The sequence below is a fragment of the Nocardia amamiensis NBRC 102102 genome, from assembly GCF_001612745.1.
Lineage (GTDB): Bacteria > Actinomycetota > Actinomycetes > Mycobacteriales > Mycobacteriaceae > Nocardia > Nocardia amamiensis.
The window spans coordinates 1-14,813 of sequence record NZ_BDBA01000253.1; the positions used below are offsets into that span (position 1 = coordinate 1).

12 protein-coding genes are annotated in these 14,813 nt (G+C 68.0%); 9 read left to right on the top strand and 3 right to left on the bottom strand.

Annotated features, from left to right (window positions below; translation table 11 throughout):
* Positions 1 to 235 precede the first annotated feature (235 nt).
* Positions 236 to 919, top strand: a complete 684-nt coding sequence (locus tag NA4_RS33665) for a TetR/AcrR family transcriptional regulator (RefSeq protein ID WP_067479392.1) — start codon at positions 236 to 238, stop codon at positions 917 to 919.
* 12 nt (positions 920 to 931) lie between these two features.
* Here NA4_RS33665 and NA4_RS33670 read toward each other — a convergent pair whose 3' ends face one another.
* A complete protein-coding gene (locus tag NA4_RS33670; RefSeq protein WP_307188618.1) occupies positions 932 to 1,852 on the bottom strand; it encodes a short-chain dehydrogenase/reductase in 921 nt (306 codons plus the stop codon).
* A 161-nt stretch (positions 1,853 to 2,013) separates the two neighbouring features.
* Between NA4_RS33670 and NA4_RS33675 the strand changes: the two genes are divergently transcribed.
* Entirely contained in the window at positions 2,014 to 2,676 is a 663-nt protein-coding gene (locus NA4_RS33675) for a TetR/AcrR family transcriptional regulator (RefSeq protein WP_067479394.1), read from the top strand.
* A 116-nt stretch (positions 2,677 to 2,792) separates the two neighbouring features.
* Here NA4_RS33675 and NA4_RS33680 read toward each other — a convergent pair whose 3' ends face one another.
* Entirely contained in the window at positions 2,793 to 4,286 is a 1,494-nt protein-coding gene (locus tag NA4_RS33680) for a flavin-containing monooxygenase (RefSeq protein WP_067479396.1), read from the bottom strand.
* 584 nt (positions 4,287 to 4,870) lie between these two features.
* On the opposite strand from NA4_RS33680, the gene NA4_RS33685 reads away from it, so the two are divergent.
* The 7 genes from NA4_RS33685 to NA4_RS33715 are packed head-to-tail and all read left to right on the top strand — an operon-like array spanning position 4,871 to position 13,178.
* The gene (locus NA4_RS33685; protein ID WP_067479398.1) at positions 4,871 to 5,920 is read left to right on the top strand and encodes a 3-oxoacyl-ACP synthase III family protein; all 1,050 of its coding nucleotides are present in this window, start codon (positions 4,871 to 4,873) and stop codon (positions 5,918 to 5,920) included.
* Positions 5,921 to 5,928: 8 nt separating this feature from the next.
* The gene (locus NA4_RS33690; RefSeq protein ID WP_067479400.1) at positions 5,929 to 6,843 is read left to right on the top strand and encodes a beta-ketoacyl-[acyl-carrier-protein] synthase family protein; all 915 of its coding nucleotides are present in this window, start codon (positions 5,929 to 5,931) and stop codon (positions 6,841 to 6,843) included.
* Positions 6,840 to 8,513, top strand: a complete 1,674-nt coding sequence (locus NA4_RS33695) for a fatty acid CoA ligase family protein (protein WP_067479402.1) — start codon at positions 6,840 to 6,842, stop codon at positions 8,511 to 8,513. Before NA4_RS33690 ends, NA4_RS33695 begins: the two co-directional genes overlap by 4 nt.
* A gap of 3 nt (positions 8,514 to 8,516) precedes the next feature.
* Positions 8,517 to 8,798, top strand: coding sequence for a hypothetical protein (locus NA4_RS33700; protein WP_067479404.1), 282 nt, complete (start codon positions 8,517 to 8,519; stop codon positions 8,796 to 8,798).
* Positions 8,795 to 9,841, top strand: a complete 1,047-nt coding sequence (locus NA4_RS33705) for an NAD-dependent epimerase/dehydratase family protein (RefSeq protein ID WP_067479406.1) — start codon at positions 8,795 to 8,797, stop codon at positions 9,839 to 9,841. Before NA4_RS33700 ends, NA4_RS33705 begins: the two co-directional genes overlap by 4 nt.
* 26 nt (positions 9,842 to 9,867) lie before the next feature.
* The gene (locus tag NA4_RS33710) at positions 9,868 to 11,067 is read left to right on the top strand and encodes an ATP-dependent DNA helicase RecG (protein WP_067479408.1); all 1,200 of its coding nucleotides are present in this window, start codon (positions 9,868 to 9,870) and stop codon (positions 11,065 to 11,067) included.
* Positions 11,064 to 13,178 (top strand): MMPL family transporter, encoded by a 2,115-nt coding sequence (locus tag NA4_RS33715; protein ID WP_067479410.1) that lies wholly within the window; start codon positions 11,064 to 11,066, stop codon positions 13,176 to 13,178. Before NA4_RS33710 ends, NA4_RS33715 begins: the two co-directional genes overlap by 4 nt.
* A gap of 327 nt (positions 13,179 to 13,505) precedes the next feature.
* Here the strand turns inward: NA4_RS33715 and recD are convergent.
* A partial coding sequence (recD, locus tag NA4_RS33720; RefSeq protein WP_067479411.1) for an exodeoxyribonuclease V subunit alpha occupies positions 13,506 to 14,813 on the bottom strand: 1,308 nt, incomplete at its 5' end.

Sequence of the window (14,813 nt, forward strand, 5' to 3'; positions counted from 1 at the left end):
GCCGCCCGCGACGGCGTGCGCGAGCAACGGCCGCACCAGCGACGAAGGCAGCGCGTCGGCGGTGGCCAGCTGGGGAGCGGTCGTCATGGTCGGCCCTCTCGAGGACGTGTGCCGCGCCGCACGCGAGCACCATTTAATGAACAGTGGTGTTAGATTAATATCTATGTCACACCTCGTGTCAAGCTGTTGGTCGTGGGACACAGGCATGCCGAGCGCAGCGTTGTGAGGCGGCACGATGTCGGCTGAGACCACGACCGCGCGCCGCGGACGACCGCGGCAGACCCTGGAACAGGCCGAAGAGGTGCGCGCCCGCATCGTGCTCGCCACCGCGGAAGTGTTCACCCGCACCGGTTCCCGCGGGCTGAGCGTCGCGCAGATCATCGAGCAGGCGGGACTGGCGCGGCCGACGTTCTACCGCTATTTCGGCAATGCGACCGAACCGCTGCTCGCGGTGCTGGACAGCTCCAACGACGGGTTGGTCGGCGGCATCCGCGCGGCGCTGACCGGCACCGACGAACCCGTCGAGCTGGGCATCCGGCTGATCGACGCCTATCTGGACTGGGCGCGCGGTCATGGTCCCATGCTGCGGCCGCTGTTCGCCGAACTGCACGACCCGGGCTCGCCGGTCTCGGCGTACCGGGAGCGCGCGCTCGACGACATCCGCGCCTCGGTGCGCGAGACCTTCACCGAGCTGGGCCGCCCAGTTCCGAGCCCGCTGGATCTGGATGCCGCGCTGCACCTGTGCGAGTACGTGGTCTACCGCATCTCCGCGGGTACCGCGCCCGGCGCCGAGCCAGACGAGGACACCGTCGCCGCCGCACGCCTGACGATGATCCGGGTGCTGCTCACCACGCTCGGCACCAGGACCGATCTGCAGTACGCGCTGACGCTGGAGACGATCTTTCCCGCGGAGCCGTAGGGAACCCGCGGATCAGCGCGGAACCGGCGTGACGGGGTGGGCGGCGATCCTGCGCTGTTCCACGCGGTGGATCAGGTTGTGCACCCGCGGGTCGCGCGCGAGCCTGCCGTCCAGCACCACGTTGATCACGCCGCGCAACAGCGCATAGGGCTCCCATTGCGGCGGCGCGACGATGCGCGGCGCCCGGCGGGCGATGCCCTCGGCGAGCGAGTCGGCCGCGTCGCCCACGGTGATCCGCTGGTTGAGCGGCCAAGGCAGCAGGGCGCCCAGATCGGTACCCAACTCGTCCTCGTCGAGCGTGCCGCGCGTCATCGCGGTGTCCACGACACCGAAGTACGCCACGCCCGCCGTGGCCCCGACGGCAGCCAGCTCGACCCGCAGCGCGCGCCCGAACTGCTCCACCGCGGCCTTGCTCACCATGTAGGGCGAACCACCCATCCCGGGCGCGAACGCCGCGGCGGAGGAGACGACCACGACGTGACCGTTCGCCGCGACGATGTCGTCCAGCGCCGGGTGCACGGTGTTGAACACGCCGGTGACGTTGATGCCGATGACCCGATCGAAATCCCCTGGATTCATCGTCCTGATCGTCGCCGGCTCCGGCACCACGCCCGCGTTGGCCACCAGCACATCGATCCGGCCGAAGCGCTCACGCACCCGGGATATCGCCTGGCGCATGCCGATTCGATCGGAGACGTTCGCGCGCACGACGAGCGCGCGCTCCCCCATCGAGCGGGCGACCGCCGCGGCGGCGGCCTCGTCGATGTCGATCAGCGCCACCGAAGCGCCCGAGGCGTAGAGCTTTTCGGCAAGCGCCCGGCCGATGCCGGTCCCCGCGCCGGTGATCACCACCACCCGGTCCCGGACATCCAGCCGGTCCGCGACGGGCCGGGCGGGCCGGGGAAGCACACGGCGCAGCAAGTCGACGACCACGAGACTCACCCGACTCGCAGCCGGTAGGACCACCGGCCGGCGTAATCGGCAGACCCCATCTCGCACCCCTTTGTCGATCGGCGTCTACGCAATGTATTGATGACATCGAATGCTGTCAACATCACATGATGTCAATTCGATCGCTGTGAGAGGATAACCGCATGACCGAAGCGGACGGGTCGATTCCGGGTATGCGTCGCTGGCGCGGACGCTCGCCCGCCGATCGCGTCGCCGCGCGCCGGGAACAGCTGATCGAGGCCTGCACGGAGCTGATGGCCACCATCGGCGCCGCCGAGACCTCGATGCGTGGCGTGTGCAGGCAGGCCGGGCTGACCGAGCGCTATTTCTACGAGAGCTACCCCAACCTCGACGCGCTGCTGACGATCGTGCTCGACACCGTGGTCCTCGGCGCGCGCGACCGGCTGCTGGCCGAGCTGCCGAACGCGCCGACCGAGCGCGACGCGATGTTTCGCCACCTGGTCGGCGTGTTCACCGACTACCTGGTGGCCGACCGACGTCGCGGCCGCATCATGTTCGTGGAATCGCAGGCCACACCGGTGCTGATGCCACGGGCGAACGAGCTCATCCTGCTGTTCACAGCCCCGATCGCACTCATCATCGGCGGGGGCGACTACGCCGACCCGGTGTCCGACGAGCACGACTTCGCGCTCAACGCCAACGCCATCTTCGGTGCGCTGGCCTACCTCTACCGGCCGTGGCTCGACGGCGAGATCCCGGTATCGCGGGAGCGTTTCGACGAGCACGCCGCCAATGTCATCGAGCGGATCGCGACGGCCCGATCATCTCTCGGCACCGGGGCATAAGGGCGCCCGGAGCAAGGCAGGAGGGCCGGAGCGACGGCGGAGGTACGCAGGAAAGGCGCCGTCGGACGCAGTAAGTCCGCAGCCCGCGCACGGCCGGAGCGAAGGCGGAGGTACGCCTAGTCCCGGGCCGCGGCTTCCGCGGGTCGCGGCGCCCGTTCGAAACGCATGGCCCGGTCGGTGATCCGGCCGTATCGCAGGGTGAACACGTCGCGCAGATAGTTCATCCGCAGCCGCCACGGAGCGCGGTCGCCCTGGACGGGAAACAGACTCGCCGAGCGGCGTACGTAGCCGGGGGTGAAGCCGGGGAACAGCGATTGAGTGCCGACCGACGGGTCGCGAACCGGGACGCAGCGCACGTATCCGCGCTCATCCATGTGTTTCAGCAGCCGCACGACGTACTCCGACACCAGATCCGCCTTCAACGTCCAGGAGGCGTTCGTGTACCCGATGACGAAGGCGAAGTTCGGCACGCCGGACAGCATCATCGCCTTGTAGGCCATTGTCGTCGACGGCGTCACCGGCGCACCGTCGACCACGAGCTCGACACCGCCGAAGACCTGGAGGTTCAAACCCGTTGCGGTGATGACGATATCGGCCTCCTGCCGCGCCCCGGAGGCCAGGCGCAGACCGGTCTCGGTGAAGGTCTCGATCCGGTCGGTCACCACGTCGAGCATGCCGTCCCGGATGGCGCGGAAGAAATCGCCGTCGCGCGCGAGGCACAATCGCTGGTCCCACGGCTCGTACCGCGGCGTGAAGTGGGTATGGATGTCGTAGCCCGCGGGCAGCCAGCGCCGCTGCCAGCCGCGGATACGCTTGCGCATACCCGCCGGATTGCGCCTGCTGAACTGATAGAGCGCGGTGGAGATCGCGACGTACTCGGCGCGGACGAGCGCGTACGCGGCGCGCACGGGAAGGAAGCGGCGAACCGTCAGCGCCAGCGGGTCGCGGGAAGGCGCGGAGATGATGTAGCTCGGGCTGCGTTGCAGCATGGTCACGTGCGCACCCTGCGCGGTGAGCGCTGGAGCGAGCGTCACCGCGGTGGCGCCGCTGCCGATGAGCACCACTCGCTTGCCTGCGCAGTCGAGCTTCTCCGGCCAGAACTGCGGATGCACGATCGAACCGGCGAACCGTTCGGCACCGGGGAACTCCGGGGTGTACCCCGCGTCGTAACGGTAGTAACCAGCGCAGGAGAACAGGAATCCCGCCGTGAACGTGACGTTCTCGCCGGTGTCGGTGCGCTCGGCGTGCACCGTCCACCGGCTGTCCAGGCTGGACCACTCGGCGCGAACCACCCGGTGCCGGAACCGGATACGGCGGTCGACGCCGTATTCGGCGGCGGTCTCGCGCAGGTAGTCGAGGATGGCGCTGCCGTCGGCGATCGACTCCTCACCCAGCCACGGCTTGAACCGGTAGCCGAGGGTGTACATGTCCGAGTCGGAGCGGATGCCGGGGTACCGGAACAGATCCCACGTTCCACCCAGCGCCGCTCGGCTCTCCAGGAGCAGGTAGGAGCGCTGCGGGAAGGCCCGGCGCAGGTGGCACGCCGCGCCGATGCCGGAGAGCCCGGCGCCGATGATGAGCACATCCACATGCTCGGTCGCGGTCGTCATCACCTCTCCCTTCCGTGGTCGCGAACGTCTTGGCGGACCGGGCGGCGCTTGCCTGTTACCAACCCTATCGCCCCAGGTGGAGGGTTCGAGACACGGAGCGTACCGGCCCAGGTGGCAGCGCCGGATTCCCTTCTGCCACAGCAGGGTTCGCAAATCGGACAGGCCGGACAGATCACGCGATACCGACCGGTCCCGCGATGCGAGATTCAGAGTGAAGTCACTCACATCCACCAGTGGGCACAACCGCTCGAGCGTCCATGAACAACCACCATTCGGCAATAGCCGGTCGGTTGCCATTCCGAACGCCGTGGATTCGCCGACCCCGAGCGTCACAGGCGATCACGAATGCGAAACACCGCGATAAACCGATACACGCGATCGAATCGCAATGGTGCGAAAGCCATAGCCAGTCGATCACCGGTTGGTGCTACCGCACGAAACGGCTACACTGAGACGTGATTTCCGTCTCAGACGGAGCGGTCACCGTAGCTATAGCCATTCGTTGTTACTGTCGGGTAGTGTCAATCTCACCGACGATCAGAGTCGATCCGGAACCGTATATGTCAACGATTTCAGGAGCGCTCGTGTCCCATTCTCGCTTCGAATCCATCGGCGCCTATCTGCCTTCGAATGTCGTCACGACCGATGAGCTGTTGTCCCGGATGAAGGAGCCCCCTTCATTCGATCTGGAGAAAATCACCGGCGTTCGCGAACGTCGGCGGCGTGACACTCGACCGGAAAGTCACGAAGACTCGTTCACTCTGGCCATCAAGGCCGTCGAGGACTGTCTGTCCAGGTCACAGTATGGTCCAGAGGACATCGACGTGATCATCTCCGCCTCGATCTCCCGAAGCAAGCACGCTACACGCGTGTATATGGAGCCTTCGTTCGCCTCATCGATCAGCCGTCTTATCGGCGCCAAGAACGCCATTGCGTTCGATATTTCGAACGCATGCGCCGGAATGCTCACCGGTACCTACATCCTGGACCGGATGATCCGCTCCGGCGCCGTCCGGAACGGAATCGTCGTCAGTGGTGAAGCGATTTCCGCAATCGCCGACACCGCGGTCGAGGAGATTTCCGAGAAATACGACCGGCAGTTCGCTTCGCTGACCGTCGGCGATTCCGGATGCGCCATCGTGCTGGACCAGGCCGTTGATGAAAACGACGTTATCCACTACATCGAGATGATGACGGCCGCGGAATACTCGCACCTGTGCCTCGGCATGCCGAGCGGCAAAACACAGGGCGTGGCGATGTACACCGACAACCGCACCATGCACAACGAGGACCGTTTCCTGCTCGGCACCAATACCCAGCGGAAATTCCTCGAGGCGCAGGGCAAGACCTTCGCCGACGAGAAGTTCGACTACGTCATCCACCACCAGTTCGGCGCCGCCGCCATTCCGTGGATGAACGCCATTGCCGAGCGTGAGTTCGGCAGCCCGATGCCGCCGGATCTGCGCGTCATCGACAAGCTCGGAAACACTTCCACCACTTCGCATTTCATGGTGTTGCACGACCAGCTCAGCCAGCAGACCCTCCCCGCGGGGTCGAAGCTGCTGCTGGTCCCGGCCGCCTCCGGCATCGTCACCGGGTTCGTGTCCACCACCATCTCGTCGCTGAAGGTCTGAGGTCTGTCATGAGCGTGCGCATCAAGTCCACCGGCTTCAGCCGGGCAGGCGACACCCACAGCATCGTCGAGCACACCGCCCGCGCCGCCAAGCAGAGTCTGCAGCGCGCCGGCATCCGTGCCGATCAGGTCGGCCTGCTGATCAATGCCAACATCTACCGCGATTCGAACATCATGGAACCCGCGGTGTCGGCGCTGATCCAGAAGGCGGCCGGCATCGGCCTGGAATACGCCAAGGACGACCCGAGGACCTTCTCGTTCGATTTGATGAACGGGGCGGTCAGTGTGCTCAACGCGGTCCAGGTGGCCACCTCGGTCCTGGAGACCGGCAGCGCCGAGCACGTGCTGATCGTGTCCGGCGACACCCATCCGTCGATGACCCGCTACATCGCCGACGACGAGTTCCCGTACGCCGTCTGCGGCGCGGCGCTGTTGCTGGAGCGCACCGACGAACCGGTCGGCTTCGGCATGGTGCACAGCGTGAAGGGTGAAGGCACGCCTGCGGTCGAGGGCTATCTCGACACCACGACGATGGGCAACCAGGGGCGCGGCATGATCACCGTGGTTCGGGAGCCCGGATTCGAAGACCGCCTGCTGGCGGTGGCCGTCGACGCGGCGCGCGAAGCGCTGGCCGAGTCGGATCATGCCTCGCTGAGCGAGATCGCGCTGATCGCGTCGACGCCGAGCCCGGAGTTTCCGAAGCAGCTGGCCGCCGCCATCGGCATCGACCAGCAAGCGGTCCGCACACCGGATCTGCGCTTCGGCGACCCGCATACGGCCGCGCTCCCCGCGGCGTACGACCTGGCGATCGCAGACGATTCCTTCGCCGAGTACCGCCAGGTGCTGTTCGTCGCTGCGGGCGCGGGCCCGACGGCGGCGGCGGTGCTGTACCGGTTGCCTGTACTCGCCGGGGCGCCTGCGTGACAACGGGTACCCACTGGCAGGCCATCGATCGGTTTCGTGCGGTGGTCCGCACCGACCCCAGCCGCGTGGCGGTGCGCTACGCGGACGGGGTCGACCTCGATGGCCTGCCGGCCTACCGGCACCTCACGTATCGCGATCTCGACCTGTGGTCGGACACGATCGCCGAACGATTGTCCGCGGCGGGCGTCGGTACCGGGACACGCACGATCGTGCTGGTACTGCCGAGCCCGGAGCTGTACGCGATCATGTTCGGGCTGCTCAAGATCGGGGCGGTGCCGGTGGTGATCGACCCGGGCATGGGCGTGCGAAAGATGTTGCGCTGCCTGCGTGCGGTGGAGGCCGAGGCGTTCATCGGCATCCCGCAGGCGCACGCCTTGCGCGTGCTGTTCCCGCGCAGCTTCCGCACCGTCCACACCGCGGTCACAGTCGGCAGACGATGGTTCTGGCGGGGCGAATCGCTGCGGGCATGGGGCCGGACCCCTACCGGCCCGGTGCCGCAGGGCCGTTCCGTCACCGAGGACGACCTGCTGCTGATCGCGTTCACCACCGGCAGCACCGGACCGGCCAAAGCCGTGCGGATGACCTACGGCAACCTGGCCGCGACGGTCGACCAGGTGCATATGGCGCGCGGTGAGGTCACACCGGAGGCTTCGCTGATCACCCTGCCGTTGGTCGGCGTGCTCGACCTGGTGCTCGGCTCGCGCTGCGTGCTGCCGCCACTGATTCCGAGCAAGGTCGGCGCGACCGATCCCGCGCACGTGGTGGACGCGATCCAGAAGTTCGGCGTCCGAACCATGTTCGCCTCCCCCGCCGTGCTGATCCCGCTGCTCGAGCAGTTGCGTGCCCACCCGGCCACGCTGACGTCGCTGGAGAGCATCTATTCCGGCGGTGCTCCGGTGCCGGACTGGTGCATCGCCGGGCTGCGCGAGGTGCTTCACGAGGACGTGAAGATCGTCGCCGGATACGGATCCACAGAAGCGCTGCCGATGTCCACCATAGAATCCCGCGAACTGCTGGACGGATTGGTGCAGCGGACGCACCGTGGCGAGGGAACCTGTATCGGCAGACCGTCCTACCAGGTGCAGGCGCGCATCGTGGCGATCACCGACGAACCCGTTCCGACGATGGCACGGGCCGAGGAACTCGCCAGCGAGCTGGAAACAACCCGCGGCATCGGCGAACTCGTGGTCGCCGGGCCGAACGTCAGCACCAGGTACCACTGGCCGGAGCAGGCGAACGCGCAGGGCAAGATCGTCGACGGCGATCGGATCTGGCACCGCACCGGCGATCTGGCGTGGATCGACGAACAGGGACGGATCTGGTTCTGCGGACGCAAGAGCCAGCGGCTGATCACCGCGCACGGGCCGATGTTCACCGTCCAGATCGAGCAGGTATTCAACACAGTCGCGGGCGTGGCCCGCACGGCGCTGGTCGGGATCGGCCCGCGTGGGGCGCAGCGGCCGGTGCTCTGCGTCGAATTACAGCCGGGCGCCGACCCGGACGTCGTCGAGCCCGCGCTGCGGGCCCATGGCGCACAGTTCGACCTCACCAGGATGATCTCCGATTTCCTGGTCCATCCGTCCTTCCCGGTCGACATCCGGCACAACGCCAAGATCGGACGCGAACGCCTCGCGGTGTGGGCGGCCAAACGGCTCGGAACGGACACATAAGACATGAAAACGACTGCATTTCGGGCAATTCCCGTCCTCGGGTGGCTGTATCTGGCCGGCGGCGCGCTGGCCGCGGCAACCGACCGTGTCCCGGACAGCCGGCTGCTGCGCACGGTGTGGTGGATCGACGCGTTCCTCAGCATCGTGGTGCACGCGGCCCAGATTCCGGCGGCCCTGCGCGCTGCCGATGGCTCGGGCCGTAGCCGGCTCGAGACCGCGGTACTGACGCAGATCTTCGGCTTGACCTGGTGGCGGACCCAGCCCGGCAAGGAGATAGAGCAATGAGCAAAGTTCTGGTAACCGGCGCGTCCGGATTTCTGGGCGGGGCGCTGGTCCGCAGGCTCGTGCGCGACGGCGAGCACGATGTGTCGATCCTGGTGCGCCGCACCAGCAACCTGGCCGACCTGCGCGACGACATCGACAAGATCGAGCTGATCTACGGCGACCTCACCGACCCCGCCTCGCTGGAAGAGGCGACCCGCGGCGTCGACATCGTGTTCCACAGCGCGGCGCGGGTGGACGAGCGCGGCACCAGGGAGCAGTTCCGGAACGAGAACGTCCGGGCCACCGAACGGCTGCTCGAAGCCGCTCGCCGAGGTGGAACCGGGCGGTTCGTGTTCATCTCGAGCCCGAGCGCGATGATGGATTACTACGGCGGCGACCAGATCGACGTCGATGAATCGGTGCCGTACCCGCAGCGCTACCTGAATCTGTACGCGGAGACCAAAGCCGCGGCCGAGCGAGCCGTCCTGGCCGCCGACAGCCCCGGCTTCCGCACCTGCGCCCTGCGCCCACGCGCGATCTGGGGCGCGGGCGACCGGTCCGGTCCGATCGTGCGGATGCTCGGCCGCGCCGGCATGGGGACACTGCCGGACTTGTCCTTCGGCCGTACCGTTTACGCCTCGATGTGCCACGTCGAGAACATCGTCGACGCCTGCGTGAAGGCGGCGGAGTCGGACGCGGTGGGCGGCAAGGCGTATTTCATCGCCGACGCCGAGAAGACCGATGTCTGGGGCTTCCTCCGCGAGATCGCCACCCGGCTCGGGTACCAGCCACCGACTCGCAAGCCCAACCCGGCGGTGATCAACGCTGCGGTGCGCGTCGTCGAGACGATCTGGCGCATCCCGGCCGTCGCGACCCGCTGGTCGCCGCCGCTGTCGCGCTACACCGTCGCGCTGCTGTCGCGCAGCGCTACCTACGACACCTCCGCCGCCGCACGAGATTTCGGCTACCAGCCGATCGTGGACCGCGACAGCGGACTGGCCGACCTGCTCGCGTGGCTGGAAACCCAGGGCGGCGTGGTCGAACTCACTCGGAATCTGGGCTGAACACCCACCGGTACCCGGAGGCCAGCATGAGCAACGCCACCGTCTTCCGCAGGAAGATCACCCCTACCGAACGTCTGTACTTCTGCACGCGCGCGGTGACTCCGCCGTTCGTCATGCACATTGCCGTCCACGGCGACGGCAGCCTGGACCCGGCGGCATTGCGGCGGGCCGTCGACGTGGCTTCGGCGGCCAACCCCGGTGCACGCCTGGTCCGCGACGGCGCCGACTGGGTGGACGGTGGCCTGGCCGCCACCGTGCGCCACGTGCCCGGCTGGTCGCTGCACTACGCCGCGCTGGAGAACGACGCGGTGCTGAACACACCTATCGGTCCGACGCCGGACCGGACCACCGAAGTGCTGCTGCTCACCGGCGAACAGACCACCATCGTGTTCCGTGCCTTCCACGGCGTGATGGACGGAATGGGCATGCGCCTGTGGGTGGACGACGTATTCCGCGCGCTGCGCGGATACCCGCCGCTGGGCGCACCCGATCCGATCGCCGATGCCGAACTCGTGGCCCGGATCGGCGCGCCCGGCAAACCGACCCTGGTGCTGCCCACCTTCAAAGCGCCGACCGGGCGCGGCAGACAGAATCGGGCTGCCGTGCGCTGGCTGCTGCGTCACCGCACGATCAACGCGACCGGCAAGGGCGTCGTCGCGCGGATAGCGGCGATCCTGGCCGCGGAGTCGGGCACCAAGTCCCGCTTCATGATTCCGGTCGATCTGCGCAGGCACGACCCCGCCCTGCGCTCCACCGCCAATTTGGCGCTGCCGCTGTTCCTCGACGTCACCCCGGGCGAGAGCTGGGAGACGATCAGCGGCCGGATGCGCAGCGGGCTGCGGGAACGGCGGGAGCTGAACCAGCTCGACAACGGCCACCTGTCGAAATTCCCACCCGGCGTGATCCGCGGGGTGCTGCGCACGAGCAACTGGCTCGGAGCACGACTGAATCGGAACATGGTGTCGGCCACCGTCTCCCACATGGGCCGGTTCGATCTGGACGAGATGGCGCTGCCCGGCTGGACGCCGACCGGCGTGCGGTTGCTACCCCAGCACAGCGGCGCGATGCCGCTGCTGTTCACCATGATCGAAGTGGACGGCAAGCTGGAGCTGACCGTCTCCTGCCGCAATGGCGCAGGCATCGAGTCCCGGTTGGAGGCGCTGCTGGACACGATCGCCGCGCGGCTGGCGGCCGAGCTGCCGACGCCCGAGGTGGTCGTGCGATGAGCGCCGCGATCCGCGTCGTCCTCGCCCGGCCGCGCATCGTGCTCGCGATCGTGGCCGGGGTGATGCTGCTGGCCGGCATGGTCGGGCTCGGAGCGTCCGACAAAGTCACCGCGGCCGGATTCGTCGATCCCGGCAGCGAGTCGTCGCGAGTGGACGAGCTGGTGAGCGAGCACTTCGGCCCGCAGAATCCCGACGTGGTCGTGCGATACACGGCACCGGAAGGACAGACGGTCGACGATATCGGCCCTCGCGTCCAAGAGACGCTGGCCCGCATCGACCCTGCCATGCTGCAACGGCCCGTCGAAACCTACTGGAACGCCGGGTTCGCTCGGCGGCAGTTCCTGCGGTCGGAGGATAATAAGCACGCTCTCGCGGTGGTGTATCTCGCCGGTGACGCCAACCAGCGCGTCAGCGTGTATCCGGACATCGAACCCAAGCTCCGGGTTCCGGGCATCGCGACCGACCTGTCCGGCTACAGCGCGATCTCCACCGAGATCAACGAGCAGTCCCGGCACGATCTCGTCCGCGCCGAATCGCTCTCGCTGCCATTGACGCTGATGATCCTGGTGGCGGTGTTCGGCGGGTTCATCGCCGCTTCCTTCCCGGTGGTGGTCGGCGGCCTGACGGTGCTCGGGGCGATGGGCGCGATCCGCGTGCTCGCCGAGGTCACCGAGGTGAGCACGTTCGCGGTGAACGTCGCCTCGCTGCTCGGTTTGGGCATGGCCATCGACTACGGGCTGTTCCTGGTCACGCGATTCCGCGAGGAGGTCGCCGCCGGGCACGACCTGAAATCCGCGATCACCCGCACCTACGCCACGGCCGGCCGCACGGTCGCGTTCTCGGCGTTGCTGCTGATCTGCGCGTTCGCGGGGACGTTCGTCTTTCCGCAGGCGGTGCTGCGCTCGCTCGGCATCGGAGCGATCACGGCGGTGGCGCTGGCCGCAGCGCTCTCGCTCACCGTGCTGCCCGCCCTGCTGGTGCTGTTCGGCGCGCGCATCGGCAGCGCACGGGTCACCGATCGCACCGAGCGGTTCTGGGGACGCCTCGTCGACCGCGTGCTGCGGCGGCCGGTTCTGGTGACCGTGGTCGTCGGCGCGATTCTGCTCCTGCTCGCGGCTCCGCTGTCCGGACTGCGGCTCGGCGACATCGATCATCGCGCGCTGCCCGAGGGCAACCAGATGCGCACGACCGTCGAGGAACTCACCGCGCAGTTCCCCGCGGCGGGCAGCGGGGTGACCGCCGTGCTGCATGGAGAGGACGGGCCACCGCAGTCGGCCGCCGTCGACGCGACCGCGTCCGCGCTCGGCAAGGTCGAGGGTGTGCGGCAGGTGGTGCAAGTGGGCCGCGCGGAGGACTTCGTGGTGTTCCACGCGTTCCTGAACAGCACCGATCGCACCGAAGAAGCGGGTGCGACGGTGCGCGCCATGCGCGAACTATCGCTGCCGGACGGCACGGCTCTGTGGATCGGCGGCGATACGGCTGCCACCGTGGACAGCGTGGGCTCGATCGTCGCGCGGCTGCCGTGGATGATCCTCGTCATGGTGGCCGCGACGATGATCCTGCTGTTCGCGGCGTTCCGCTCGATCGTGTTGCCGCTCAAGGCCGTCGCCATGGCGTTCCTGAGTTTGGCCGCCACGTTCGGCGTGCTCGCCTGGATCTTCTGCGGCGGACACCTGGCCGGTGTGCTCGGCGTCAGCACCGGGCCGATCACCGCGGGCATGCTGGTGCTGATCCTCGCCGTGGTGTTCGGGCTTTCCACCGACTACGAGGTATTCCTGTTGTCACGCATGGTCGAGGCACATGACGCGGGCGCCGACACCGCCGAGTCGGTGCGAATCGGCACGGTGAAGACCGCGCGCGTCATCACCGCGGCAGCAACCCTCCTGGTGATCGTCACCGGGGCATTCACCCTCTCCCCGCTCGGCCCCATGCGTTTCCTGGGACTGGGGATGATCATCGCCCTGGTCGTGGACGCCACCCTCGTCCGCATGCTCCTGGTCCCCGCCTTGGTGCAACTGATGGGCCCAGCCAACTGGTGGTCCCCGCGCCGCCGTCGCCTGGTCCCGGCCACCGTCGACCGTATCGAGGAGAAGACCCCGACCACGGCGTAGTCGAGCTGGTGGCCGTCGCCACGGCGGCCACCAGCTCATGCGTCAATCGACTCGGTTGCCGCAACGTAGCGAGTTATCGTTCAGCCCAGCCACGCGCGAAGTTCGTTTTCGGAAGCCCGGCGCCGTCTTCAGGCAGCGGTTGACGGACATGGCGACAACTGCGTCCGGTCCCGTGCCTTCGCTCGCCTGAAGTTGTCATCCCCCTGGTCACGGATGCCGTGAAAGAAGTCCTGCGCCGGTACCGGAATTCATAGTCGGCCAGGTTCGCTCCGATACGCCGAACTCACGCCAGGTATACACCGCAAGCGGCGCGAACGTGAGATTCCGTCATCGGGCCGCGGGTTCTCCTTCCCGGCGTGAGAGTCCGCTGGCGCGCAGCACTCGGCGCGCGATGCCGGCGCGGATGGACTCGTCGGTTCCGATGATCCGCACGTGGCGGCGGGCCCTGGTGATGGCGGTGTAGAGCAGTTCCCTGGTCAGCAAGGTCGATTCCGGTTCGGGCAGCACGATGGAGACGGTGTCGTACTGGCTGCCCTGGCTGCGGTGGATGGTCATGGCGAAGACCGTGACGACCGCCGGGAATTGGGTGGGATGCACCAGGTACGGTTCGCTGCCGCGTTGCAACGCCGCCCGGAGTGAACCGTCGGGCATGCGCACGACGACGCCGGTGTCGCCGTTGTAGATGCGCGCCTCGTGATCGTTCGCGGTCACCAGCAGCGGCTGGCCGGGGTACCACGGGGCCTGGTAGGCGTCGGGGCCCGCTCCCCCGGCGGCGGCCCATTCGGCGGCCATCCGGTCCCAGCGTTCGACGCCGAAAGGTCCTTGGCGGTGTGCGCACAGCAACCGGTGCGATTCGAGCGCACTCAGCGCGCCCGTCGCGTCGCCCTCGAGCGCCGCGCCGGTGACCGCGCCCGCCGCCCGGACGACGTCGGCGCGCACCGCGGTCAGGTCCTCGGGTGCGGCCAGCGACAGTTCGTCGCTGTCGGTGCGCAACAGTTCGAGGGCGGCGTCCGCGTCACCAGCCCGCACCGCGACGGCCAAGTCGGCGATCCGGCCGCCGAACCTGCGGCCACGGGTCAATCGCACGATGCCGCCGCGCAGACGGGTCCGCTCCAGTGCGGTCAGCGCTTCCGAATGATCCGCGGCCGCTGGAGTTTCGGGGCCGAGAATCTCGTCGAGGACCGGGTTCGGAGTGGCGGCGACCGGTCCGGCGACGAGATCGGCGAGCACGGCGCCCGCGTCGACCGAGGCGAGCTGATCCGGGTCGCCGACCAGCACCAGGCGGGTGTCGGGGCGCAGCGCGGCCAGCAGCCTGCTCATCATGGTCAGCGAGACCATCGACGTCTCGTCGACGACAACCACGTCGTAGGGCAGGCGGTTGAACTCGTGATGCCGGAACCGGGTGCCGCGTCCGCGTTGCCAGCCGAGCAGCCGGTGCAGGGTCGCGGCGGTGAGTTCCGGGAGTCCGAGCGAATCGGCTTGCTCTCGAACGGCCTCCTGCAGCCGCGCCGCCGCTTTGCCGGTCGGCGCGGCCAGGGCGATGCGCAGCGCGGGCAGCTTCGGCTCGGCCTTGCGGTGTGCGTCCAGCAGCGCGATGATCCGCGCGATCGTGTGGGTCTTTCCGGTGCCGGGGCC